This window comes from Paenibacillus sp. FSL L8-0470 (assembly GCF_038008625.1).
In the GTDB taxonomy this organism is placed as follows: domain Bacteria; phylum Bacillota; class Bacilli; order Paenibacillales; family Paenibacillaceae; genus Paenibacillus_AQ.
This window is the reverse complement of the sequence record NZ_JBBOZM010000001.1, coordinates 529,713-554,492: the sequence shown is the minus strand read 5'-3', so window position 1 is coordinate 554,492 and position 24,780 is coordinate 529,713. Positions and strand designations below refer to the sequence as shown.

Here is a 24,780-nt window from a genome sequence, read left to right as displayed (position 1 = left end):
GTTCACCTTCCTTCCAGCTCTTCAGGTTCGATATGCCAGCCATGATCGTCAAATAGCGAGCGCATCAGCATCGATCCGAAGGTTATCAGAAGACCAAGCGCAGTAACGATATAGTTATTAAAGAGAAAACTCATAAAGCTGTTGCCAAAATCATCACGGCTGAACATAAAGCCAAGCCCGGCAATAAAGATACCCACCGACATCAGGAACGGGTGCACCGTCGCTGAAGGCATATGAATGGAGCCTACCGGTTCGGATGGCGTCATGCCCTTGTGCCCGGCTGTTTTTTCCTTCCAGAAAGCATCCAGGCCGCGCACCAGCGGCGTTTGCTTGAAATTGTATTCCGGAGGCGGTGAGGAAATGGTCCATTCCAGCGTCCGCCCGTCTTCCCACGGATCATCCGCCGCATCTGCCGGCTTTCTGGAAGTGATGAAGACATTGGCCAGGAAAAACAGCATCCCCACACCCATAAGCCCTGCCCCGATCGTACTGATCAAATTGAGCAGGTCGAATTGCTGATTCGGCAAATACGTAAATACGCGGCGCTGCATCCCCATAAGCCCCAGGAAATGCTGTACAAAAAAGGTCATGTGAAACCCGATGATAAAGGTCCAGAAGGTCCATTTGCCCAGGTGTTCGCTCAGCATTCTTCCGAACATTTTAGGCCACCAATAATGCAGGCCCGCGAACAAGCCGAGCACCAGGCCGCCGACAATCACATAATGAAAATGGGCAACGACAAAATACGTGTCATGAAACTGGAAATCGGCAGGAGCAGAAGCCAGCATGACACCCGTAACCCCGCCCATGGTGAAGGTTGGAATAAAGCCGACCGCGAATAAATTCGGGGTGGTAAAGCGTACTTGCCCGCCCCACATCGTGAACAGCCAGTTGAAAATTTTGATTCCTGTCGGAACGGCGATCAGCATCGTGGATACAGAGAACAAGGCGTTCGCTACCGGACCGAGGCCTGTGGTGAACATATGATGCGCCCAGACCATGAAGCCAAGGAAAGCGATCAGGATCGTGGCGAAGACCATGGAGCTGTACCCGAACAGGCGCTTACGCGAGAACGTCGGGATGACCTCGGAGATAATGCCGAAGGCCGGAAGAATCAGAATATACACTTCGGGATGACCAAAGATCCAAAAAATATGCTGCCAGAGCACCGGATTTCCTCCGCCGCTGGTCTCGAAGAAATTGGCGCCGAGAATCCGGTCGAAGGTGAGCAATACAAGTCCTACTGTAACTGCGGGAAAAGCGAACAGGATAATAGCGGAAGTGATGAAGGTAGCCCAGGCGAACATCGGCATCCGCATAAATGACATTCCCGGAGCCCGCATCGTAATGATCGTAGCCAGGAAGTTAATGCCGCCGATTAGTGTGCCTAGTCCCGCAATCTGCAAGCCGATCGTGTAGAAATCCACCCCGTGGGTGGTGCTGTAGGAGCTGGAGGACAGTGGGGTATAAGCGGTCCAGCCGGCATCGGGCGCTCCACCCATAATCCAGCTGAGATTGAGCAGAATGCCGCCGAACAGAAACGTCCAGAAGCCAAGCGCATTCAGAAAAGGAAAAGCTACGTCGCGCGCACCGATCTGCAGCGGGATGACCGCATTCATCAACGCAAAAATGACCGGCATGACCCCGAGAAAAATCATCGTTGTCCCGTGCATCGTAATCAGTTCGTTAAAGGTCTGGGCATCCAGAAAGGTATTCATCGGCTTGATCAGCTGGATGCGGATCAGAATGGCCTCCAGCCCGCCGATGCCAAAAAAGATCCCACCGGCCCAGAGGTACAAAATGGCAATCTTCTTATGATCGACGGTGGTAATCCAGTCCATGATCCCGGTATGCCGTTTGACGCTGTGGCCATGCCTCAAGGGCTGGGAAGGATTCAAGGATTGCGCTGCTTGAGCCAAGGTACGTACCCCCTTTTCAAATATGCTGCTTCTGCTTTGGGCAATAGGCTTTATTCCAGCGTGTAGCCGGCCAGATATTCGGCAATTCCGTCAATCTCTTCATCACTGAGTCCCAGTTCCTTGGGGTCAGGCATCCGGTTGCCCGGCTTGACGCTTTGCGGATCATGCAGCCAGGTCTTAAGATTCTCCAGGATCGGCGCTCCGTCGACACCTGTATCGTCGTTCAGCAGGATACCAGCCACCGACTCGCGGGACCCGACCCCGGTGAGGGATGGACCGTTGCTGCCTACCATATCACCCACTGCGTGGCAGGTCAGGCACGCGGATTTGAACTTTTCCGCAAGCGCCGGATCTTCAGGCATCACTGCCGGGGCTTTCATGGAAGCAATCCATGCCGTGAACGCATCCTTGCTGACCGACTTCACTTTAAATTCCATAAAACCGTGGGAAGGACCGCACAGCTCCGCGCATTTGCCGCGGTAAACGCCTTCATTTGGCGCACTGAAGCTGAAATGGTTCGTTGACCCGTCCGGGTTGGTGTCTATTTTGCCGGAGAGAGAAGGTACCCAGAATGAGTGCAGCACATCCTTTGTAGTCAGCTCAAAGGCGATATCCACGCCTGCAGGAATCACCAAGTCCTGCGCCGTTGTCACACCGTAATCGGGGTATTCGAATTCCCACCAGTATTGGTGACCGGTCACCTTGACCTTAACTGCATTCTTATCATCCGAATGATCATCTCCTGCGGCAAACACCGCCTGTACGGTCGGAACCGCCAGCACAATTACAAGGATCAGCGGGATGACCGTCCACAGCACTTCAAGCTTGAAGCTGCCTTCCACCTGTTCAGGGATCTCATGCTGGCCCGGCTTCCTGCGGTAACGGATAAGCACATAGGCCGCAATGGCAAAGACGATCAACAGCACGACAATCATGATGGTAATCGACAGCTTCATGAGTCCGAACGAGCTCTCCGCTGCAGGTCCCTGCGGTCTGAGCACCGACAAGTCCTGCCGCCCGCATCCTGCGAGAATGAGTCCAAGCGTTGCTGTCATGGGAAGAAGCCGTTTACCAGCCTGCCACGTTTTCATCATTGATCTACCCCGCTTTTCCCGATTTCGTAGATTAGAGGATTTTCCTGTCAATTATAACAATCACTATTAATATAAGTTTATGGGGGTCTTTTGTCAATCGTTCACAGCAAGTTCACAAAGCATTTTTTTAAACAGCAAAAGCTTGTCCTTACTGTATTTAAGAGCGCTTACAAAAAATGAATCTTTTATCATTTTTTCTTTAAAGCGCATACATATCTATTTGTGTCTATTAATTCATTTGACTATTTCATGGTTTATGATCATGCAATAAATATGCGCACAAAAAAAACCGCTTCCTGCGGCGGCAAGCCGCCCGGGCACGGTTTATGAGAATCCTCATGGATGTAATTCCAAATTTGATGTCGTCAAATAGCAGGAAGTATTCCTGTCTGTAAATTAGGAGACGGATGAGTTTATTCTTCCCAACTCATGCTCCACGACCATAGTCAGCTCTTCTTCATAGCCTCCCGTGATCCGATACTTCCGGACATACTCCTTCACAAATTTCTTGGGATCTTTGGGCCGGAAAATGCGTGTCATTTCCCGTAGACTTTCCTTCACTTCGTTATGACCTTTACTTGCCATGATCAGTTCCCTCCCAAAACATTGAAAATGAATGCTCCGTTGTAGAGAATGCATGATGAAAAGTCCGCCGTAACCTCGAAATGCAAGTCAAGAAACCGTAACACATACGTGGCTTGCATTATCCGCCTAAACGTTCATTCCATAAATATGGAGGTCCGCCTTGCCGGTGAAGCAGGTTCGTCGTGATTTGGGCTGAGAGTAAGATGCACCAAATGCGGAACACCTTGACACTTTACTTACCCGAAGAGCCACTTGCTGAATCACTCCTTTCGGGCCTTATCGTTATATTGTATCATATTCCAGTCCAACTTCCACCTTTCCTTGTAAAATTTACGTACGTAAAATATTTTTTTACTCTTCTCTACCGCAGCAGGTGAGTCTTGCAGACTTTTGGTTAAAATAACATATCCGCCGCCGCATCCTAGACTCCGGCAGGCAGCGTGGAAAGGGGATTGCTATGAGCAAGCAGCTGTCTTTACTAAACACACCTAACAACCCGGCACCCGATATAGCAACAGCCCGTCCGGATGACACCGGAACCTGCCCTCTTCAACTGGAGAAGGCCCATCAGGCAGTTACGAAAGAATATCCCAAAATGCATAGTATGCTTGTCGTCCGCCACGGGCAACTGATATTTGAACGGTATTACGGGGGATATCATGCCGGAATGCTGAATGATCTTCGTTCGGCCACCAAAAGCTTCCTCTCTCTTCTTATCGGCATTGCTATCGGCAAAGGCCATATTCCGGGAGTCCACACCTTTGTAGCCGAAGCGCTTCAGAGGTATTTGCCGCCCCGCTGCTCTCCGCAGCTATCGGAAATTACGCTGTGCCACCTGCTGACCATGACCTCCGGCTTCAGGTGGATTACCGGCAAGAGGCTCGGAGAACCGCTCGTGCGTAATCTGCAGCGCAGCCGCCGCTGGACTTCGTACGCACTTAGCTTGCCCATTGATCATGAAAATATTGGGCAATTTCAATACCGCAGCAGCGACTCGCATCTAATATCGGTTATGCTGAGCGAATTCTCAGGGCTGGACGCTTACAGCTATGCCAGAGAGCATCTGTTTGGACCGCTGGACATTCACCATACCGCCTGGCTGCCCAGTCCTGAAGGGCACAGCATGGGCCATATCGGCTTATACCTGACCTCGCGTGATCTGGCTAAGGTCGGTATGGTCCTGCTGGGCGGCGGCCTTTACAAAGGGCAGCAGATGATCCCGCAACATTGGCTGGAAGAGGCGTTCATAGCCCAGACCCCTGGATATCCGGCCTACGGTAATTACGGGTATCAATTCTGGAACGGCATAATGAGCAGCCAGCCCTACGTGCTGGCCCATGGACACGGGGGCCAGCAGCTATTGCTGCTGCCGAAGCTGGACGCCGCCGTTATATTCACCGCCGAGAGCGCGGTCAGCCGGTGGAAGCACCCCCGCAGACTGGTTGAACAATACATTATACCGGCTATGGAGCTTTAGCATGTCTAACGGAAAGGAAGAATGCTTTTTTACTTGAAACCCTTCCCGGTCCACATACTTTGCCGGGACAAATCATAGGCTCATAGAGAAGAGGGAACCGGGTTAGCCGCCTTCTTCTCCCAAGTACAAGGAGAGTGAGCCTTTTGTCCCCTTTCAGATCCTCCACCGGACTGCCTGACCATATTGCCGCCGCCCTATGCTACTTCTTCCCCTTTATTGGGGGCATCGTTTTTCTGGCCCTGGAGAAACGCAGCCGCTTCGTGCTCTTTCATGCGTTGCAGTCGCTGATCGCCTTCGGGACACTGATGATTGTCCATGTCCTCAGCGGATTCATTCCGCTGCTCGGCGCTCTCGTCGCCGCTTTAATTTCCCTTTGCAGCTTCGCCGTATGGCTTCTCATGATCTACCATGCTTTGGGCGGAAGATGGTATAAGCTTCCCTGGGCAGGGGAGATCGCCGAAAGCCAGCTCCGTCAGTTGTAGCCTGCCTCCTGCTATTATCCTTATTTTTAAGATTCCCTTTTGAACGTCCACTCCGTACAATGGAATCAGGACATAGAGGAATCGACAGGCTGGAGGAACATACATGTACTTATTGATCATAAATCCCCGTTCCGGCGGCGGAGCAGGCCAGCGGACATGGCAAGCGGTCGAAGGGATGCTGCATTCACGCGGCATCCCTCATGAGCCCTTGTTCACGCAAAACGCTGACCGCGCCGAAACCCAGGTGCTTGGGGCGCTCGCCCGGCGCGACGACTGGCGCGCCGCCATCGTCATCGGCGGCGACGGCACGATCCACAGCGTGCTGGGCGCGCTGCGGCGCAGAGGTGTACCGCTCGCCGTCATCCCCGCCGGCTCCGGCAATGACACGGCACGCGGCTTCGGCATCCCGCTGTCCACAGAGGCCGCGCTGGAGACTGCGCTGCAGGACCGTTGCCTCGAAGCCGATCTGCTCTCGGGAGCGGGCGGCCTCACCCTGACCGCCGTAGCCAGCGGCTTCGATGCACAGGTAGCCGTAAATGTGAACAACAGCTTCTACAAACGGCTGTGCAACGCCATCGGTGCCGGACAGCTGGCCTATATCATCGGCATTCTGCATACGCTGATGACCTTTAAGCCCTGCCGGGTGAGCGTCACCTGCGACGGGAAGGAGCAGGCTTTCGAGAAAGCCTGGCTCGTCTCGGTCTGCAACCTGCCAAGCTATGGCGGCGGGCTGCTGATCTGCCCGCAGGCGGAGGCCGATGACGGCCTGCTCGACGTCTGCGTCGTGCACGGCTGCAGCCGCATGCAGGTGCTGCGGCTGTTCCCGACGCTGCTGAAGGGCACGCATGTTGCGCTGCCCTTCGTGACGATGCTGCGCGGGCACAGCGTAGCTGTCCGCTTCGCGCAGGCCCGCCATGCCATCGGCGACGGCGAGCCCCTCGGCACGGCGCCGCTGGCCGTGCGCTGCGAGCCGGGCGCGCTGCGCGTGCTCTCGCCGCTGGCGGCGGCCCGCGAACAGGGCGCAGCTGGCCCTTGCCAGGCAAGCGTGTAGGACGCGGCTGGACCGCACACAGTCAGCGTCATGTAGGACGCGGCGGCTGGGGTACCCGCAGCGCGAGTTCCATCGCGCTTGCGAATGAATGGCCTGCGGTGGCCACGCTTCGGCGGCCGGCGGCTGGCCCGCACACAGTCAGCGTCATGTAGGACGTAGCGGCTGGGATACCCGCAGCGCGAGTTCCATCGCGCTTGCGAATGAATGGCCTGCGGTGGCCACGCTTCGGCGGCCGGCGGCTGGCCCGCACACAGTCAGCGTCATGTAGGACGCGGCGGCTGAGGTACCCGCAGCGCGAGTTCCATCGCGCTTGCGAATGAATGGCCTGCGGTGGCCACGCTTTGGCGGCCGGCGGCCAGCCCGCAAGCGCAGCTCTACTCTGCTTTTACTTAGCCTTCCAGTTGCGGGGTATGCTGCTGCCCTTTGAGTTTGAAGGGGATAATTGCAGTTTGTACAACTAAACGGGCTGGTTCCGCTTCCGTTCAGCACTTAACTGCACTCTGTACATCTAAATTCTGGTTTCCGGTCCATTTTCGGCATTAAGACGGATATCTACTGTACAAAATACAACTAAAACGGTACGCCGGGCAAATAAGGAACATTTAGTTGTACAAATTACAATTACTGCGCAGTACTCCCTATAGCCACAGCATAAAGACCCCATACTCCGCAAAGCTGGAGCATGGGGTCTTCATGAGCTATAATACTGCGGGGTCAGCCCGGCAGGCCGCCGGCTTCCTCCACGAAGGAGATCAAGCCATCGTCAAGCGAAGCAATCCGTACCAGCGATTCCACACGGTAGCCGGCTTCCTTCAGCAGCTTGTTGCCGGGCTGGAAGGCTTTTTCGATCACGATTCCGATTCCGGCTACGCTGCCTCCCGCCTGTTCCACGATCCGGGCCAGCCCGAAGGCCGCTTCACCGTTGGCAAGGAAATCATCGACGATCAGCACGCGTTCACCGGGAGCAATGAACTTTTTGGAAACTGTGATATCATTGCTTTCTTTTTTCGTAAAAGAGTAGACCTTCTCCACATAAATATCTTCGGTCAGGGTCAACGATTTCTGCTTGCGTGCAAAAATGAGCGGAACCTCAAGCTCCAGCGCCGTCATAATGCCGGGAGCGATCCCCGAGGATTCGATGGTCAGCACCTTCGTCACCTTTTCTCCGGCAAAACGGCGGGTAAACTCGCGGCCGACCTCACGCATCAGAAACGGGTCCATCTGGTGATTCAGAAAAGAATCGACCTTGAGCACACCTTGACCGAGAACAATACCTTCATTGATAACCTTCTGTCTCAATAACTCCATTCTGTGCTCCTTCCTCTCCATCTCAAATGGACCCTGTCTTAGTTTTTACAGGCCAGACGGCTTCTGCGGCAGCAAATTGCCGACAATCGACTTCAGTTCGTTGTCCTCTTTGCTATTCGCCTTGCCGCTGTCAAAGCTCGTGATGCGGATTTCCGAGTACTTCTCTCCCGGATTCACAGGTTTAAAAACCAGCTTCTCACGGTCTTCCAGCCGAACATTGAACTTCATGTCCTTGAACATGCCAATCAGTTCATTTTCTCCGGGGACTTTACCGGCTTCCAGAAACAAGAGACCTCTGAGTGACTTGATCCCTTCCGGATGCTGCACATCAAAATGAATAATACACTCCACGCTTTCACCTCCCCAGCTTAATTTCGGCTTGCGAGCAGCTTGACCCTTACCCAAACACGTTTCCTAATGTCCTGGCTCTTGCTGTTCTTGCTGCTCTCCCGAGTCTTCCAATTCTTCATGTTCCTCTTGTTCGTCCGGTTGCTCCTGTTCGCCCAGTTGTTCATACTCCTGGTCATGCAGTACATATTTACCGTAAATGTGGCTGTAGCGTTCCCCGTACCTTTTTGTTAGCTCGGGGCCCATATCCTCTTCCAGCTCGAAGAGCACCATCTCCTGCGTAAAGTGGTTCAGCAGCAGTTCCACCAGCACCTGATGTTCGGTTACGACCGCCTGTGCCGTTCCGTCCTCATACCGCATGCCGAGCATGCACCAGTTCCTGTCGATCACAAAGGAAAACTTCCGCCCGCCGCTCCGGCGCGGCTTGCCGCCCAGCGGCGGCCATACCGGATAAGGTGCGGGAACCTCGTTGCCGCCGTCAAAGGCCCACAACAGCTTCACTCCCCGCAGCTCTGCCTGCTCCAGCTCATTGCGCAGCAGCGAAGCCTCCTCACGCCATACATCTACTACGATTTCCTGCTCAGCAAGATTCAATTGGCGGATCAGTTCCTCCATCACATTCCGGTCACCCTCCACATTGTAGAAAGAGGGATTGACCGGGCCGCCGCGCGGCATTTCACTTTCCATATAAGCCAGTGAAGCCGATACCCGTCCGGAGATCATGGTCGCGAGCTCTTCCGGGTCCAGCACACTGTAACGCGCCGGTTCCCCTTCACCGCATCTTACATAACCTTGCTGAGTCAGACGCTGAAGCGCCGCATATACGTTGGATCTTGATACTCCGAGCTGCTTTGCCACTTCATAACCCGAAGCCTGGCCTTTGCTGGCCAGCTCGACCATAATTTTGGATTCCATCTCTGTGAAACCCAAATTTCGCAGATGCAGCAGCAACTGTTCCATCTATGTTGTCCCCCTAAGCTGACTGTAAATGCTGACTAGATTTGTTCTGATCCGCAACGCGGGCACCACATGGAACCCTTGGGTAAATCCGCCCTGCAGATCTGACATTTGACGATATCCCGCACGCCGCCTTCACTGGATGCAGCTTCTTCCGCAGGCTCACCGGCTTTCCAGTCACGGATACGCCGGTCAAGCTCAAGCTGTCTTTCCCGCTCCCGTTCGAGCTCATCGGCTTCACGGCGGCTGCGTTCGGTATCCTGCACCGCTCCGCCATATTCCTCCTGCGGCAGTTCATGGTCTACCGGAAGCACTTCGGTATACACCGTACGCTGCTCCGATCTCATCGCCAGCTCTTTCTCCGCTTCCGTCAGCTCCTCCTCGCCATAATATTGATCTTCCTCTTCATCCTCATGAATGCTGTGCACTGTGACGGGCACCGCTTCTTTTCTTGAAGCCGGTTCCTCCAGCTTACGTCCGCATTTCGGACAGAAATTGGCGTCCAGAGCTACAACATTCCCGCAGGTGCAGAGCTTTTCATTCTTCAGCTCGGCAATCCGGAAGCGCAGCTCCTCAATCTGTTCCTGAAGCTTCAGGCAGGCCCGGGAATGCTCCACCATCTTGCCTTCGGCCAGGGACAAATCCTTCGAACGATATCCGTCGTAGAACAGCTTTCCCATTTTCATAAATTCAATTTCCATCTCATGTTCGATATCGGAAATATGCCCGTTAAGCTTGCCGATCTCCACCGAGCTTTGCGCTTTTTCACTCACCCGGCTGGCACCGTCTTTAATGCGTTGCAGAAAATTCATTGTAGTTCCTCCTTCTCCAGAGTGAGAACAGGGCCGATTTGCAGCCAAATATTATTCCAAATAAACCCTTAACGCTCCGTTCAATAGCGGTAACGTGCTTCTATCATACCAAATGTCTCGATTAGATTCATTATTTGTCGTTCTGTGTATAATAGTAAAAAATAACCATGGACAAGCTTACCGACAATGGAGGGATTAATCTTGCCGGACGAAGAGAAAAAACGCTATTTCGTATCCGTAAACCACAGCCTTATTCAGGACGTGCGCAATGACTCCAATGAATTTGAAGTGCTGCTTAACGCTGAAGAGCTTACCCTTCTCCAGGATCTCCTGAACGAACTCGAACGCGGGGATGATTACGCCTTCCGGCGCGCCTTTGTGCCTTATAAGTCTGCCGATCACGATGAAGCTGCCCGGCAATTTGACGATGAGACCGTCAGACTGTACCAGACCCTGCACCGTTTTGGCAGCATAGAGACGCAGCAGACCATTAAGCAGCTGGGTATACTCCCCAAACTGGAAAATACCGGGTATCACGATAAAGGTTATGACGGAGGCTCACCTACGAACAAATAATCAACGTAAGCGCCGTACTTTCTATCCCTTATGTGTGCTAATACGCTGCTGCGGGAAGAATGTTGCGCTATTTTGGGTTGGCCGGATTATAGTTGCAAACCGCCTGGACTCTTCAGCACTACAGGGAGGTCTGGTTTTTTTTGCTTCTGGGGCAGTACATCGGTTAAAATAGGAATATAGACTGGTCCCGGAATATATAACATATCTTTACTCATGGGTTCATTTTATCCAGTCACAAATAACTAAACTTGGGAGAGTCTCAGTGGAAGAATATGATAGTACACAGGTTACACTGAATCAGCTGCAGGTGCATGTCAAGGATCTGAAGAAGTGGCAGGTTAATGGGGATTTCGCCAAACAAATCGAGGATTTCAAAGCTTTGCCGGCGCTGTACCGCCATGCCCTGAATGAGCTTGAGAATAAAATTGATGTGATCAAAACGGAATGGCAGGTGCGCGACGGCTTCAGTCCGATTGAGCATGTCAAGTCGCGGATCAAAGAGCCGAAGAGCATTCTGCAAAAGATGGAACGCAAAGGGCATGAGTTTACCCTGGAAAATATGGAGCAGCACATTCATGATATTGCAGGCATGCGGATTGTCTGTGCTTTTGTGAAGGATATCTATCGTCTGGTCGATCATCTATGTGCGCGGGAGGACATCCGTGTGCTGGAGATCAAAGACTATATTGCACATCCCAAACCTAACGGCTATCAAAGTCTGCATCTGATTGTGTCGATACCGCTTGTGCTGCTGGAAGGAACCCACTGGGTAAAAGCGGAAATCCAGCTGCGTACACTTGCCATGGATTTCTGGGCCAGTATGGAGCATATCCTCTACTACAAATTCGATAAACAGCTTCCGTCGCATGTCGCCGAGGAACTGAAAGAAGCGGCACGTGCCGCCGATGAGCTGGATCAAAAAATGCTCCGCCTGCGCCGGGAGATTCTTGAGTTGTCCGAGGGAAGCAGTGCGGGTGAACCCCCGTCCGGGGAGTAATGCCATTTCTGTTTATGGAACGTGGCTGAAAAGGTAATAAAAGAAGGCAGTGCCCTACAGCTGAGCTGTTGCGGCACTGCCTTTCTATTATTCTCAAGAAGGAATCAGCAGGTTTCTCCAAGTGTGGCCCCCGTCTGCCGTGCTCCAAAGGATTTCCGGCCCGGAAATCCAGCCGGTTCGAGATGTAGAGAACTGTATCTCCGTTGCCTTATCGAACGCTGAACCTTTGGCAGCCTGTTTCCAGCTACCTCCGCCATCGCCTGTAGCAAGCAGCCTGCCGCCTGCCTGCAGCGCCCAGCCAGAACGGGCATTCAGCCAAGCTGTCCTTGACGCTTCAACCCCTTGAATGCCGGGGCCATGCTTCCAAGTCTCTCCGCCATTATTGCTGGTGTAAAAGACCATGCTTTTAACACCGTTCAGGACAATTTCCAGCGGCAGCACCCCATCCTTCTTATCCTTGCCGGAAAAGACAGGAGGGTAGCTGTTGCTATACGCATACCCCGAAAGCGCTGACGGGGAGATGAGTTTCTCCGGCTTCCAGCTCTTGCCCCCATCAGCAGTTCTAAAGGTAAGAATGGACTTCTGTCCGTGATTACTGGAGGTTATCCAGCCGTTATCGCTGTCCCGGAAGGTTATGCCCGTTGGATAGGCAGCAATGCTTGCGGTAAGATCGCCCACTCTGCTCCAGCTTGTCCCTCCATCCACCGTGCGGTATAACGACTTCTCCATCATGCCAAGTGCCGGTTCGGAACATAGCAGAATATACCCGCCCTGCTTATCGGGAAAATGCATAAACCCGCTGGCGTATCCTTGCTCCCAGCTTTTCTTCACCGGAAGGCGAATAGTCTTCCAGGACTTTCCCTTGTCTAGCGTATGAAAAAGGGCTGTAGGCTTGTGCGGGCCATAGGCGCTTAGAATCCACGCCTCATTGTCACCCGTAAAGTAATGCGCCAGTTTGCCAAGCTGGACATCATTACCGGGCATGGGCACCGTATTGCTGAGCGGATGCTTCCAGCTTAACGCACCGTCCGCTGTATGCCACACTCCGCCCAGCGTGATTCCCCAGCCCTCTTTCACGCCTGTCATTTGGAAATTGTCCGGATATCCCTTCAAGGTGATGCTGGAGCTTTGCGCCGGTGTCGCCCCGATGGTTGAGGCAGAAATTAGAAGCGTACCTGCTATGAACAGAGAAGCCAGAATTTTATAAACTCTCAAGTTAAGCTCTCCCTCATTTCCTGTTTGTCCTGTTATCATAAGACCCCAGCAGGAACATTAGGTTACGATCAGTTCATTCCGCAGTGAAAATATTGTTAATTAAGAGCAACTAGAGCAGCCTTACAGCTTACCCAGCCCTGCCGCCCTGCGGGCTGCGGCTTCTGCAACGCGCTGCATGATGAGCACAAGCCCCTCACCGGCACGGGGTGTCTTGTCGAGCAGGGCACCCCAGTTTTCGGTCGGCTTCGCAACCACCGGTGAAGCCGGAAACGGCCGGGCTGCGATTTCATGAAACATGGGACCCGGCTGGTGGAGCGAGCCTTCAGCAGCCGCTTCGGCCAGCCATTCTCCCGTCGGGACAGCCGGCCCTTTCCGCTCCAGCCGGGCCAGTTCGGCTGCAAGCAGGCCGGACGGGGACGGGCCGGCATCCTCGCTGTCCTCCGCTTCCTCTTCCGCCCAAAGGGCAAAAACTCCGGCCAGCAGCGTCTCTTTGTCCAAACCGCGCAGTTCAAACGCCAGCAGCGGTTCCTCTTCCAGCTGCTTTTTGACCAATCCCAGCAGGGCCATCTGTTCCGGCCCTGAAAGCTTCTGTCCGGCCAACGCCAGTTCTTCATCGCCGGGCAGAAGCTTCATCGCCGCCAGGCCTCCACTCAGGTTGCCTTGCAGCAGGTTATACAGCTCACCCGGGTGCTCCGCGAGCCGGACCAGCACTTCCTGTTTCACTTCATCAGACCAGCGCGGAATTTCCAAAGAGAGAACCGTCGTTGGCGCTTGCCCTTGGGCAACAGCAGCAGCGGCGTTTCGCTTGGTTTTCACCCCCGGCGCTTTGGCCGAGAGCTGTGTTCCCGTCGCCTTAACCACCCCGGGCTCAATTTCCAGCCGCAGTTCCAGCAGTTCACTCATTGCCCATTCCTCCTTTATGCCAAGCTTATTCCACTACATCCAGTCCTGCCCCTGAAGCTCGATAAGCTCCTTGAGCTCATGATTGGACATCTCTGTCAACCAGTTTTCTCCGGAACCGACAACCTGCTCCGACAGGCTTTTTTTACGCTCGATCAGTTCATCAATCCGTTCTTCCAGTGTTCCCTGGCAGATCAGCTTATGAACCTGCACATTCTTATGCTGGCCGATCCGGAACGCCCGGTCGGTCGCCTGATTCTCCACCGCCGGATTCCACCAGCGGTCATAATGTATGACATGGTTGGCCCGTGTGAGGTTCAGACCCACACCGCCGGCTTTGAGTGATAGTACGAAAAACGCCGGCCCTTCCCCCTCCTGAAAGGCATGCACCATCTCATCGCGTTCCCGTTTGGGGATGCCGCCATGCAGGAACAGCGGCGGCGAGCCGTAACGTTTCGCCAGCCTGCTGACCAGCAGCTCGCCCATCGCCACATATTGGGTGAAAATAAGTGCGGATTCCCCAAGTTCGGCAATGCTGTCCAGCACCTCGAACATCACATCCATTTTGCCGGAATGCTCACTGCGTTGGGTCCGGCCCTCCTCCTTGCGGTACAGCTGTGGATGGTCGCATATTTGCTTCAGCTTGGTCAATGAAGACAATACCAGCCCCCGGCGGGCCATGCCGGAGCGTTCCCCGATGACACCGAGCATTTCATCCACTACACCCTGATACAGCGCCGCCTGCGTTTCTGTAAGCGGACAATAAGACTTCAGCTCCAGCTTCTCCGGCAGATCCTTGGAAATGTCCGGATCACTCTTGAGCCGCCGCAGCAGGAAAGGCGAGACGAGGCGGTGCAGCTCCCGCAGCCGCTCTCCGCCTTCACCGGATACATACCGCTGGCGGAACGAATGATAAGTCCCCAGATACCCCGGATTCAAAAAGTGAAAAATGGACCACAGCTCGCCAAGCCGGTTCTCTACTGGTGTGCCTGTCATCGCAATTCGATGCGGTGCTGACAGCTTCATCACACTCTGTGCCTGCTTGGTGCGGTGATTCTTGATATACTGCGCTTCATCCAGCACAACGGTCGACCAACGGACTCCAGCGAGATCCTCGCTGTCCCGGCCTGCGAGATGATAAGTGGTCAGCACGATTTCATGGCTGGTGGCCAAGTCGATGAAGCCTTCCCCGCGAACCCGTCTTCCCCCGTGGTGAATATGCACACTCAGAGATGGTGCGAAACGCTGCAGCTCCCGCTGCCAGTTGCCAAGCAGCGAGGTCGGGCAGAGAATCAGCACCGGCTCACGCTTCTCCTCCGGCGGAGCAGTCAGGGCACGGTCTAGCAGACAGGTGATGACCTGCACCGTCTTCCCGAGGCCCATGTCATCGGCAAGGCACACACCAAAGCCGAGACCGCTAAGCGCAGCCAGCCATTGAAAGCCGCGCTCCTGATAAGGTCTAAGCGTTCCATGAAGACCCTGTGGCACAGAACGCAGCGGAAGGCCCCGCAGAACATCGCCATGCATGAGCGAAGCGAGCATGCCGGAGGTTTCCATGCCGGTCACCGACATTCCCTTCCAGAGCCGCTCGTCACCATCCTCGGCCTCCAGACGCATCCAGTCCGCCGCCGACATTTCTCCGCTTTCGTTGCGCTTCATATATCTCAGAACCTGACGGATCTCCTTCGGATCGACTTCAATCCATTCTCCCCGGAAGCGTACAAAAGGCACTCCGGCCTCCACCAGCGCATTCAGCTCTTCCTCGCTGATCGTATTATCGCCCAGCGAGGCCTCAATGCGGAAGGAAATCAGCTCTTCCATGCCAAGGGAAGGCTGGGTTGAACCATCTATGCTGCCGCCGGGCGGCTGCATCTTCATCTTCATTCCGATCCGCCGCCGGCCTTCACGGCTCCAGCGGGATGGCATCTGCACCGTAATTCCCCGCTCCCGCAGCTGCTGCACGCTCTCCTTCAGAAAGAAATAGACGCGGTCCGGCTCCAGTTGAACTCCATCCGGAGCCGGTCCGGCTAGCGCACGCTCAATATCTGGTGATATTTTCGCGGCCCGGCCGAGTGCAGCCAGCAGCTGCTGCTGAATATTGCGGTAGCGCTTGCCCCATAAAGTGAACTCCCGTTCCCTGCTGCTCCAGATCGCCGCCGCAGGAATCCAGAATTCTCCTTCCTCCCGGTTCTCCGCCCAGAAGGTTAAATTCCAGGCATCGCCTTCGTTCGCAGGCGGCTCCAGGCGCAGACCCAGACTAAGCTGGCCGCTGTGGACCTCCTCCGCCCCGGAGTTCGGAATCTCATTCTCAGCCGTACCGTTTACAGCAGCAAGGAGGTCCGCCACCTCGGCCGGAGTCCCCTGCACCGGGATATCACGGCTGCCGGTGAGCAGGCTGTTCCACCACAGCTCGGTCAGCGGTGAATAACCACGGCGATAATTCGCTTTGAATGGCCCCAGCTCGCTTTCCATTCCCGCAATAACCTTTTTGATCTCGGCGGTCATTACAGCCTGCAGAAAAGAATACAGCACATAAGCTCCCGCTTCTTCACGCGACGACAAGTCCCCCTCCTCCGCAACATGGGTTCCCAGTGCCAGCACCGGCATGGAAGCTGCCATCTGCAGAAAGAAATCCTTGTCTGACTCCTGCCGAAAGGCCGGAGACCAGCAGGCCGCAGCGGCTTGTTCTCCCCCGCGGCGGCGCGAGCCTATAGGCCTTGGCGGCATTGCACCGGGCACAATCCCGCCTGTGCCCATCAGTTCAAGGGCAAAACGGGCCGCAGCCGCCCAATAGCGCAGTTCTCCGCCAGGCTCCACTCCCTGTGCACGGCACATTTCCTCGTCCCAGGCCAGCAGCAGCTCAAAGGCGTCCTTCGGGGCCAGGGCAAGCCCTTCCAGCGTGCGTCCAGGCAATCGCCGCGATGTCCTCCCTTCCGCAGAGGCAGCAGCCGGATACTTCACTTCCGCCAGCCGCAGCGCAGCACCCGCAAAAGGACGTCCTCCTCCCCGAAGCTCCAGCCGTTTGACCACACGTGTCCATGCGTCAACTTTCGGCTCTGAAGTTTCGCCAGAGAAGCAGAATAATACGTCCCCTAACCATATTGCATACAGATGCTTAATCATTGGTGATCTCCTGTCTTTTTATGCAAACAGAAAGCGTCAGCCGGTTCCGCCAGAAGAAACGGCTTCGCCGCCCTAAAGGACGGAATCCGTTTCTAACCTTGCAGAAGGCTGAATCCTTCTCCGCGAGAAATATATTTTTAAGCTGAATCAACAGATGTGAACCCTAACGAGAAACATAATCCCCATTATTCCAGAAGTTTTTTTCTTCATCCCTTCATCTTATACGAAAAAGTCCTGATTTAAAAACGTTTCTGTATATTTTCTGCAGATTTTATATTCCGGCACCGTCCGTAATTGAAAAAAACCCGCCAGCAGGCGGGTTCAAGTCGTATCAAAGGGTTCTAAAGTGTTCCGTTTTCTGCTCCGCTACCTCCATCCGCAGCTCCCCGCCTTCCGGGTCATCGTCCACTTGAATAATTACCGCACCGCTCTTGCCATTGCGTGCCCAGCCCCGCCGTCCTTCCTTAAGCTGCTCCAGACTGATTTCGGAGAGTCCTTCCACCGATCGGGTGAAGAAAAACGGATAACAGAGCGCGAAGCGCAGCATCTCCCTGCGGGGCATAAATTCACGGACTTCATAAGACCAGCCTATCCGCAATATCCCTGCTCCTCCGGCGGCCTGCACGTTGATTTGCGAATATTGCCCTCCTCTGTACCCGAAGCTGTGCCCGTCATCTTCATACAGGGTAAAGGCAGCCGAGAATCCTTCCTTGGCTTCCGCACCGTACAGGTGAAACACTACCGTTTCCTCTGTTTCTTCGAGTGCGTATTGTTTGAGCGGACCTTCGGCGACAAAACTTCCGGCCTTCACATACATCGGCATAATGTTTAGCGGTGCATCGGCGAGGATATGGCGTCCGCCCTCATGAACTTCACCATCCCAATAATCCAGCCAGCACCCTTCAGGCAGATACACCGAGCGATGCTCCGTATCCGGGCGGTAGACAGGGGCGATCAGCACATTTTCCCCGAGCAAAAATTGATCGCACAGGTTGGTCACATAGGGGTCGCGCGGATACTCCAGAATCAGCGGCCGGATCACAGGAAGCCCACAGGTTTCCGCCTCATGAAAAAGGTTGTAGATATGAGGCATCCAGCGGTAGCGCAGGCCGATGAATTCGCGGAGAATCCCTTCGACCTCCTCACCGAACGACCATGGCTCCTGGCGCAGGGTACCGATGGAGGAATGGTTGCGGCAATAGGGGAAGAAAACACCCATCTGTGTCCAGCGCACCAGAAGCTGTGCGGAGGTATGGTGGGCGAAGCCGCCGATATCCGGCCCGGAGAAGGCCAGCCCCGAGAGTCCCATATTGAGCACCATAGGTATCGCCATCGCCATATGCTCCCAGAAGCTGCGGTTATCCCCCGTCCATACCGCGGCGTAACGCTGTATCCCGGCATAACCGGCCCGGGTCAGCACAAAGGGGCGCTCTCCCCCCATATGCTCCGCCAAGCCTTCATAGGTTGCCTTGGACATCATCATCCCATACAGGTTATGGTATTCCTCATGTGTGATCGGATGCCCGTTGTTGAAATGCATCACATCCAGATCCATCGTTTTGCTCTCATTAAACACCGCCGGCTCGTTCATATCATTCCAGATTCCGTCAATGCCGAGGTCGGTATAGTATTTATGCAGATCGCCCCACCATTCAGCCGTCCGGCTGTCGCTGAAATCAGGGAAGGCACTGATGCCCGGCCACACCTCGCCGAAGAATATATCGCCTTCCAGCCTGCGGCAGAAATGCTTTTCGAGAACCCCCTGCTTGTACACCTCGTAATTGGGGTCTTTCTTGACGCCGGGATCAACAATCGGTACGATCCGCACACCGAGCTCCTTCAGCTCCGATATCATCTTTTCCGGCTCGGGAAAGTTAACAGGATCAAAGGTGAAGACACGGTATTCATCCATATAATGAATATCCAGATAAATGACGTCGCAGGGAATCTTCTTCTCACGGAAGGTCCGGGCGAGCTGCAGCACCTCCTGCTGGTTCATATAGCTATAACGCGACTGGTGATAGCCGATCGCCCATTTAGGCGGAAGCGCAATCCGTCCGGTCAGCGAAGTGTATCTTGTTACAACATCCTTCATTTCGGGACCATTGATAAAGTAGATATCATAAGCTCCAGTGGAGCAGCCGATCGTAAAAGCAACCCCATGGGACCGCATATCAAAATCGCTCCGGCCCGTATTGTCGAGAAATAATCCGTAGGAGAGGTCGCCATGCATATGAATAATCAGTGGAATGGACTCATACAGGGCTTCTATCTCCGGCAAATGTGGCGCAAATACATCGGTGTTCCAGTTCGTATAACGCTCCCCGCGTTTGTCTAGAAAGCTGGATTTCTCCCCCAGCCCGTAAAAATGCGAATCCGGCTGCATATCATACTCGGCATGACTGGCCCCGCGCGGATTCCAGCTTGTCAGGTTCTGCTGCATGATGACCTTGCCCTCAATATTTTCCACACGGAGAAGAAAAGAGGTTTTCTCAAGGATCAGCCGAATCGCGCTGGTAGTGAAGATCAGTGCATCCTCTGTCTCCTCCACCGGGAACAAATGCGGCACACAGCTCTCCGCCAGCACTGCCGCAGATGTTGTCAGATCCGGAACGCTGCTGCGAAACACCTTCATCCGGAACATTTCATCATTCAAAAAGACAAATACAATCCCGCCGCGCTCCCCGCGGACGATATAAATATTCTCTGAACGTTCCCAGGATTCAATGCTCCCAGGGGTATTCCAGGTTTCCTTCATAACAAGTGGACCCATTTTTTCGGGACGTATTGCTTCGCTGCTCTCCATCGCCTCTTATCCCCCTCCGGCTGTTGCCGCCTTGTTAGAATTTCCTATTCTACTTCTATTACCCCGCTTGTGCGGACGGCTATCCGCAGCTTTATGACCTGCAGGTCATTTTTTTGGGTAATATAGTCTTAACCGCTGATAAAGCGGGTATATTCTATGTAGACTCAGACTTCACCGTTATACAATTTACTTAAGTATCCTACCTATTTCACACCGGCCGGTTATGCTTTTTCCATCTGGTCGCTGATCTATCTCCTGCTTGCCGGTTTTATCGTATATCAATTCCGCGGGAGCACCGGGTCACGGGATTCGGTTAACTCTTTGGGCATTTGGTTTGTGCTGAGCTGCGTCTTTAATATGGGCTGGCTGTTCCTCTGGCATTATCTTTACATCGAGCTGTCGCTGGTTGTCATGGTGCTCATGCTGATTACACTAATCGTCATCTATCGTAAAACCCGCAGCGTCACCGATCCGGCTGCAGGGGAAAAATGGCTGATCAAGCTGCCCTTCAGTATTTATCTCGGCTGGATCTCGGTTGCCACAATTGTAAATGTCAGTGTCGTGCTGGAGAAGAACAACTGGGACGGATTCGGACTCAGTGCTCCCGCCTGGGCAGTTATCATGCTCTGCGTAGGCGTACTGCTTGCTGTAATGGTCAGTTTCCCTCACCGGGACAGCATTTATCCACCGGTCTTCGTCTGGGCGTTTATCGCGATTGCCCTTGAGCACAGAGACACCGGAAATGTATTCGTGACCGCTTCAGCGGCGGCAGGACTCCTGATGCTCTACAGCATTTGGCTGATGTTTACTTCGCGCCGCCGGAGCAGATATTGACGTGTGGTTCCCGGAGTTTCAACAACAGACTGTTTACAGCCCATTCACTGGTCAAAAAAAAACCCGTTGCCTGCTCGTACCGGCAACGGGTTGTTAAATTCATTTGATTTCGTTCAGTTAGCTATCGTAATTAACAACTATAAGGCCCATTATTTCTTGCGCGCTACCGCTTCAATCTCCACAAGACCATCCTTCGGCAGTCGGGCAACTTCAACCGCACTGCGGGCAGGATAAGGTTCTGTAAAGAAACTGCTGTACACTTCATTCACAGCTGCAAAGTCATTCATATCCTTGAGATACACGGTCGTCTTCACGACATGATCCAGCGTTGCGCCGGCCTCTTCCAGAATGGCCTGAACGTTGCTTAGCGACTGGCGTGCCTGCTCCTGTACACTTTCCGCAAGTTCTCCTGTTTCCGGATTCAGACCCAGCTGTCCTGAAGTATATACCCAGTTTCCGGCTACAATCGCCTGACTATATGGCCCGATGGCTCCTGGGGCTTTGGTTGTAGCAACCTGTTTTTTACTCATGATACGCTCCTCCTGTGGGTACACGACATTAATGTCATGATGTACATATGAATTTATGTCCCATTGTACGTGCTGCACTCTGTTTAATGCAAACTTCCCTTCTAGCGGCGACCAATAACATGTATCACATCATTGGGATAAACATGTACGCCGCCTGTGTTGGCAAGTGCAATATTCACCATTGCTTTCGCCACTTTGGCACCGGGGATAGCCCGGTACTTCGCTGCTTTGCCGACCATCGCAAAATCAAGTGCCTTCATCAGCACGGCAGCAGCACGTTCTCCCAGCCTGAATTCCTGACGTTCTCCCAGCAGCAGCGAGGGCCTGAACAGGTGCAGGCCATGAAACCCGGCGACGATTAACCCCTCTTCCGTCCGGCCCTTGGTACGGCTGTAGAAATTGCGGGATTTGGCGCTGGCCCCCATGGAGGAAACCGCCAGAAACTGCCTCACACCGCATTCTTTGGCAAGTGCAGCGGCCGCAAGCGGATACTGCAAATCCACACGTTCAAATTGCTCCTGTGAGCCTGCTTTTTTAATCGTGGTGCCCAGGCAGCAGAAGACAGCATAGGCTCCGCTGAATTGTTCCTTATATTGCCCAAGCTTTTCCCAGTCAATACTGGTTTGCTTCAGCTTGGGATGCTGCAGCTCTAGCGGACGGCGGACCAGCACCCGGACCTCATCCCAATCCCCGGTTAGCAGTTCCTCGGTAACTGCCTTGCCTACCAAACCGGTCGCTCCCAGCACTACGGCTATTCTAGTCACGTAATCCCTCCTTTGCTCTAGCACTGCAAATGTATATATGATAAGTCTATTCATCTCTGAGAATACGGCGTCCCAGCAGCAGCGCCAGGGCGATCATCAGCACCCCGACAACGAGCTGCATGCCATAGACCTGCGTCCAGCGGGGCCACTGTGCGATCCATTCGTAAATTCTGCCCCCGATCAACGGCCCGAAAAAAGCAGCCAGACCTGTAAGCGCCGCATACATTGCCATATACATTGGCCGTTCCTTTTTCGGCGTATCCCCGATAATGAAGTTAAAGGCCAGCTGGTTGAAGCCGCCTACCCCCATGCCGAATACGATATGGGCCGCAAACAGAACCGGCAGCATCGGGAGAACGGAGAGCATTCCCCACAGCAGCGAGGATGCCGCGATAATCGGCAGCGTCCAGAGCAGCAGGCGCTTATTGCTGTATTTTGCATTCAAATTGCCCCACACGTAAAAGCTGGCCATCATAAAGAGGGTCTGCGACACATTGAGCAGCGACAAGGTCTCATAATTGATATGGAGAAGCTGCAGCATCACATAGGAATAAAGCGGAACCGTAAGGTTCTGCAGCAGCAGCCAGGCGGAAAGAAATAAGGTTGATTTCATAAACAGCGTATCATGTAGCGGTTTCCTGAACATCGGCAGAAAGTCCTTCTCCTCTGATTTCTCAAAAGGCACATCCGGATAGAAGAAGAACACGATGATGTTCGAAATAGAGAATATCCATACCACGATATATAAAATAAGGAAGCCATGCCCGCCGGGATACCGGTCAAGAACAATCCCGCCGCCATACATCACAAGGCTCCCCAAAGCGTTCAGGAAGGTGTTGCGGATGCCAAAATACCGGCCTCTCACACGGGCAGGGACGAGATCGCTGATGACTGAGCTCCACAGCACACCACCCGCCGTGTTAGCAATGAAAGCGATTGTATATAACACTATAAATGCAATAACCCAATGCTCTTTAGGAAATATGAACGGTACAAGTCCCGTTGAACCCCACAGCAGTCTGTGCAAGCCGATAAAAGTTACCATAGCCCACTTGCGGCTTGGCAGCTTCTGAATCAGAAAGGCTACACCGATTTGTGCAACATTGACCAGGGTAGTAAGCGCCAGCACAAAACCAATCTGGCTGGAAGTGGCTCCTAAATATAATAGAAAGCCGGTCAGAAACTGACCTTGCAGCAGCACCTGGAAGATAGTAGACGGTATCCCCTCGAATGTAGCAATCTGCAGATTCTTGCGTTGTACCGAGGCTTTGCGGATACGCTTTGGGCGAATACCGGGCAGCCTGTTTCTCATGATGTTCATGGGGGGTATTAACACTCCTTAGATGCGGCGTTTGCTTCATTCTACTCCGCATCATCGTCCTGTCAATACACCAAAATCACAAATTAAATTGGAGCAGAAATCCACCGCAGCGCTGAGCCTTACAAGGGCAAATAAAGGGAGAATTGACTACCCTTATCCTCCTGGCTCTGTAAAGTGATGAATCCGCCAAGCAGCCTGGCCAGATCATTGCTGATGGACAGTCCCAGCCCTGTTCCGCCATACTTCCGTCCAATGGTCTGATCCGCCTGCTGAAAGGCTTCGAAGATGATATCATGCTTCTCTGCGGCTATTCCGATGCCGCTGTCTTCCACATCAAAAACAATCCAGCGCCGTTCGAGCGCCCCCTCCTTACGCTCCAGTGTACGGATGTTTAAGGAGACATGCCCTGACACTGTGAACTTAATGGCATTGGAGAGCAGGTTACGGAGAATCTGCTGCACCCGCTGGGGGTCTGAATGAATGACCAGAGGCACGTCATCATGCAGTGCGATATTGAACTCCAGCCCCTTTTGTCTGGCTGATACACTAAACTGCATAGCCAGCAGTTCAGGAATTTCACTGACATTCAAATCTTCCTTAAGAATATCAAGCTTGCCTGCCTCTACCTTCGACATGTCCAGAATATCATTGATCAGCGTCAGCAAATCCTCCCCCGAACGGTGAATGATCCCGGCATATTCGGCCATTTCCTCCGGAGTCAGCGATGCCTCATTTTCTTCTATTAATTGCGAAAGATTAATGATACTGTTCAGCGGTGTTCTAAGCTCATGCGACATATTAGCCAGAAACTCAGACTTGTACTGGGAGGCCATCATCAGCTGCTCAGCTCTCTTCTCCAATACGATCTTATTCTTATGCAGCTCCTCCGTCTGGGCAGAGAGCAGCTCATTCGCTCTGACAACCTGTCCGTTACGCATCAGCTCTAATTGGAAGTCACGGATAATTAGCGCGAAAAGTATGCTTAGACCCAGCCCGGCGGGCAACGTAACCGGCATGATATCCGTTATGTATTCCCGGGCAGGTATAACTCCAAAAATGGTGATATTGATTACGTTCATTAGGTTAACTACGATAATAGTGACTAACCCTTTGTTCATCATGGAAGTAGTGGTACGCCGTATCCAGAAGCCCAGGCCCGCGCAGACGAAACCCAGGATAGATAAATTCAGCACTCCTACCACTGCTGCTTCATTAATGCCGAAGGTTAACCTCGTGAGCCCGGTTCCTACACCAATAATAATAAGGATGAAGGGATGCGGGTAAGCCAGAGTAGAAATAATGAGCGGCACAAAACGCAAATCAAAGATAACGTGCTCTTCCAGTCTGTACCCGAAGAAGGAACTGATCCAGCCGGCAAAGATAGCCAGCAGCACCCAACTAACCTTTTTAACCCGTTCCGGAGCATATGTAATTGTGTGTTTATATATTAAATTCGCCAGATAAGCCAATGTTATGAGAAGGGCTGTGTTCATAAAAAATATTTTCAAATACTCCATGGCTTCACTCCTACATCATTTACGTAATAGCAAACATCTTATCTATACTATCACAGTGGTGGATTGAATTCATGAAACTACAGCTCTATTACTGTATATCCGGACAGTGCGCACAAGCTAGTTTCTTACAATTAAAGAAGACCGCAAATGAACAGGAGCGCAAA

21 protein-coding genes and 1 pseudogene are annotated in these 24,780 nt (G+C 53.3%); 7 read left to right on the top strand and 15 right to left on the bottom strand.

All coding sequences use genetic code 11. The features are described from left to right. Positions 1–2 precede the first annotated feature (2 nt). From ctaD to NST99_RS02525, 3 genes are all read right to left on the bottom strand, one after another. Entirely contained in the window at positions 3–1,841 is a 1,839-nt protein-coding gene (gene ctaD, locus NST99_RS02535) for a cytochrome c oxidase subunit I (RefSeq protein WP_052092420.1), read from the bottom strand. Between the two features lie 128 nt (positions 1,842–1,969). Continuing rightward, positions 1,970–3,013: a cytochrome c oxidase subunit II gene (gene coxB / locus NST99_RS02530; protein WP_341089526.1), complete on the bottom strand. Its 1,044-nt coding sequence runs from the start codon at positions 3,011–3,013 to the stop codon at positions 1,970–1,972. A 396-nt stretch (positions 3,014–3,409) separates the two neighbouring features. Further along, positions 3,410–3,598, bottom strand: a complete 189-nt coding sequence (locus NST99_RS02525; protein WP_038585388.1) for a hypothetical protein — start codon at positions 3,596–3,598, stop codon at positions 3,410–3,412. A 457-nt stretch (positions 3,599–4,055) separates the two neighbouring features. Here NST99_RS02525 and NST99_RS02520 point away from each other — a divergent pair, with 457 nt between their 5' ends. The 4 genes from NST99_RS02520 (at position 4,056) to NST99_RS02505 (ending at position 6,760) form a co-directional block, all read left to right on the top strand. Next, the gene (locus NST99_RS02520; protein ID WP_341089525.1) at positions 4,056–5,075 is read left to right on the top strand and encodes a serine hydrolase domain-containing protein; all 1,020 of its coding nucleotides are present in this window, start codon (positions 4,056–4,058) and stop codon (positions 5,073–5,075) included. A gap of 143 nt (positions 5,076–5,218) precedes the next feature. After that, a complete protein-coding gene (locus tag NST99_RS02515) occupies positions 5,219–5,557 on the top strand; it encodes a DUF4870 domain-containing protein (protein ID WP_038585383.1) in 339 nt (112 codons plus the stop codon). A 103-nt stretch (positions 5,558–5,660) separates the two neighbouring features. Next, on the top strand, positions 5,661–6,608 hold the full coding sequence (locus tag NST99_RS02510) for a diacylglycerol/lipid kinase family protein (RefSeq protein ID WP_341089523.1): 948 nt from the start codon (positions 5,661–5,663) through the stop codon (positions 6,606–6,608). Continuing rightward, positions 6,590–6,760: a hypothetical protein gene (locus tag NST99_RS02505; RefSeq protein ID WP_341089522.1), complete on the top strand. Its 171-nt coding sequence runs from the start codon at positions 6,590–6,592 to the stop codon at positions 6,758–6,760. The genes NST99_RS02510 and NST99_RS02505 overlap by 19 nt, the downstream gene beginning before the upstream one ends. A gap of 562 nt (positions 6,761–7,322) precedes the next feature. Here the strand turns inward: NST99_RS02505 and NST99_RS02500 are convergent. The 4 genes from NST99_RS02500 to NST99_RS02485 all read right to left on the bottom strand — a co-directional run bounded on the left by NST99_RS02500 (position 7,323) and on the right by NST99_RS02485 (position 10,033). Beyond that, positions 7,323–7,916, bottom strand: a complete 594-nt coding sequence (locus NST99_RS02500; RefSeq protein ID WP_038585377.1) for a xanthine phosphoribosyltransferase — start codon at positions 7,914–7,916, stop codon at positions 7,323–7,325. Positions 7,917–7,961: 45 nt separating this feature from the next. Beyond that, entirely contained in the window at positions 7,962–8,267 is a 306-nt protein-coding gene (locus NST99_RS02495) for a hypothetical protein (protein WP_341089521.1), read from the bottom strand. A 63-nt stretch (positions 8,268–8,330) separates the two neighbouring features. Then, a complete protein-coding gene (locus tag NST99_RS02490) occupies positions 8,331–9,224 on the bottom strand; it encodes a TrmB family transcriptional regulator (RefSeq protein WP_341089520.1) in 894 nt (297 codons plus the stop codon). Between the two features lie 35 nt (positions 9,225–9,259). Continuing rightward, positions 9,260–10,033 (bottom strand): zinc ribbon domain-containing protein, encoded by a 774-nt coding sequence (locus NST99_RS02485; protein WP_341089519.1) that lies wholly within the window; start codon positions 10,031–10,033, stop codon positions 9,260–9,262. A 186-nt stretch (positions 10,034–10,219) separates the two neighbouring features. Here NST99_RS02485 and NST99_RS02480 point away from each other — a divergent pair, with 186 nt between their 5' ends. Then, positions 10,220–10,609 carry a hypothetical protein gene (locus NST99_RS02480; RefSeq protein ID WP_341089518.1) on the top strand — a complete coding sequence of 130 codons (390 nt, stop codon included), beginning with the start codon at positions 10,220–10,222 and terminating at the stop codon, positions 10,607–10,609. Between the two features lie 292 nt (positions 10,610–10,901). Further along, a complete protein-coding gene (locus NST99_RS02475) occupies positions 10,902–11,606 on the top strand; it encodes a GTP pyrophosphokinase (protein WP_038598433.1) in 705 nt (234 codons plus the stop codon). A gap of 93 nt (positions 11,607–11,699) precedes the next feature. Here NST99_RS02475 and NST99_RS02470 read toward each other — a convergent pair whose 3' ends face one another. The 4 genes from NST99_RS02470 to NST99_RS02455 form a co-directional block, all read right to left on the bottom strand. Next, a complete protein-coding gene (locus tag NST99_RS02470) occupies positions 11,700–12,821 on the bottom strand; it encodes a WD40/YVTN/BNR-like repeat-containing protein (RefSeq protein WP_341089516.1) in 1,122 nt (373 codons plus the stop codon). Between the two features lie 120 nt (positions 12,822–12,941). Beyond that, positions 12,942–13,724, bottom strand: coding sequence for a hypothetical protein (locus tag NST99_RS02465; RefSeq protein ID WP_341089515.1), 783 nt, complete (start codon positions 13,722–13,724; stop codon positions 12,942–12,944). A 33-nt stretch (positions 13,725–13,757) separates the two neighbouring features. Further along, positions 13,758–16,844, bottom strand: a complete 3,087-nt coding sequence (locus tag NST99_RS02460; protein WP_341089514.1) for a DEAD/DEAH box helicase — start codon at positions 16,842–16,844, stop codon at positions 13,758–13,760. 331 nt (positions 16,845–17,175) lie between these two features. Next, complete coding sequence (locus NST99_RS02455; protein WP_341089513.1) at positions 17,176–19,650, bottom strand: glycoside hydrolase family 31 protein; 2,475 nt, start codon at positions 19,648–19,650, stop codon at positions 17,176–17,178. Positions 19,651–19,830: 180 nt separating this feature from the next. Here NST99_RS02455 and NST99_RS02450 point away from each other — a divergent pair. Then, positions 19,831–20,484 (top strand): annotated as a pseudogene (locus NST99_RS02450) (TspO/MBR family protein); the annotation flags it as partial. Between the two features lie 149 nt (positions 20,485–20,633). Here the strand turns inward: NST99_RS02450 and NST99_RS02445 are convergent. The 4 genes from NST99_RS02445 to NST99_RS02430 form a co-directional block, all read right to left on the bottom strand. After that, on the bottom strand, positions 20,634–21,014 hold the full coding sequence (locus NST99_RS02445) for a RidA family protein (protein WP_341089512.1): 381 nt from the start codon (positions 21,012–21,014) through the stop codon (positions 20,634–20,636). 101 nt (positions 21,015–21,115) lie between these two features. Continuing rightward, on the bottom strand, positions 21,116–21,778 hold the full coding sequence (locus NST99_RS02440; RefSeq protein ID WP_341089511.1) for an oxidoreductase: 663 nt from the start codon (positions 21,776–21,778) through the stop codon (positions 21,116–21,118). A 46-nt stretch (positions 21,779–21,824) separates the two neighbouring features. Then, the gene (locus tag NST99_RS02435; RefSeq protein ID WP_341089509.1) at positions 21,825–23,099 is read right to left on the bottom strand and encodes an MFS transporter; all 1,275 of its coding nucleotides are present in this window, start codon (positions 23,097–23,099) and stop codon (positions 21,825–21,827) included. A gap of 119 nt (positions 23,100–23,218) precedes the next feature. Beyond that, the gene (locus tag NST99_RS02430) at positions 23,219–24,616 is read right to left on the bottom strand and encodes an ATP-binding protein (protein ID WP_341089508.1); all 1,398 of its coding nucleotides are present in this window, start codon (positions 24,614–24,616) and stop codon (positions 23,219–23,221) included. Between the last annotated feature and the right edge of the window lie 164 nt (positions 24,617–24,780).

Excerpts from the sequence above, each read along its gene's own strand:
- ctaD (WP_052092420.1), bottom strand. The coding sequence starts at position 1,841 with ATGGACTGGATTACCACCGTCGATCATAAGAAGATTGCCATTTTGTAC.
- coxB (WP_341089526.1), bottom strand. The coding sequence starts at position 3,013 with ATGATGAAAACGTGGCAGGCTGGTAAACGGCTTCTTCCCATGACAGCA.
- NST99_RS02525 (WP_038585388.1), bottom strand. The coding sequence starts at position 3,598 with ATGGCAAGTAAAGGTCATAACGAAGTGAAGGAAAGTCTACGGGAAATG.
- NST99_RS02520 (WP_341089525.1), top strand. The coding sequence starts at position 4,056 with ATGAGCAAGCAGCTGTCTTTACTAAACACACCTAACAACCCGGCACCC.
- NST99_RS02510 (WP_341089523.1), top strand. The coding sequence starts at position 5,661 with ATGTACTTATTGATCATAAATCCCCGTTCCGGCGGCGGAGCAGGCCAG.
- NST99_RS02500 (WP_038585377.1), bottom strand. The coding sequence starts at position 7,916 with ATGGAGTTATTGAGACAGAAGGTTATCAATGAAGGTATTGTTCTCGGT.
- NST99_RS02490 (WP_341089520.1), bottom strand. The coding sequence starts at position 9,224 with ATGGAACAGTTGCTGCTGCATCTGCGAAATTTGGGTTTCACAGAGATG.
- NST99_RS02485 (WP_341089519.1), bottom strand. The coding sequence starts at position 10,033 with ATGAATTTTCTGCAACGCATTAAAGACGGTGCCAGCCGGGTGAGTGAA.
- NST99_RS02480 (WP_341089518.1), top strand. The coding sequence starts at position 10,220 with ATGGAGGGATTAATCTTGCCGGACGAAGAGAAAAAACGCTATTTCGTA.
- NST99_RS02465 (WP_341089515.1), bottom strand. The coding sequence starts at position 13,724 with ATGAGTGAACTGCTGGAACTGCGGCTGGAAATTGAGCCCGGGGTGGTT.
- NST99_RS02460 (WP_341089514.1), bottom strand. The coding sequence starts at position 16,844 with ATGATTAAGCATCTGTATGCAATATGGTTAGGGGACGTATTATTCTGC.
- NST99_RS02455 (WP_341089513.1), bottom strand. The coding sequence starts at position 19,650 with ATGGAGAGCAGCGAAGCAATACGTCCCGAAAAAATGGGTCCACTTGTT.
- NST99_RS02445 (WP_341089512.1), bottom strand. The coding sequence starts at position 21,014 with ATGAGTAAAAAACAGGTTGCTACAACCAAAGCCCCAGGAGCCATCGGG.
- NST99_RS02435 (WP_341089509.1), bottom strand. The coding sequence starts at position 23,099 with ATGAACATCATGAGAAACAGGCTGCCCGGTATTCGCCCAAAGCGTATC.
- NST99_RS02430 (WP_341089508.1), bottom strand. The coding sequence starts at position 24,616 with ATGGAGTATTTGAAAATATTTTTTATGAACACAGCCCTTCTCATAACA.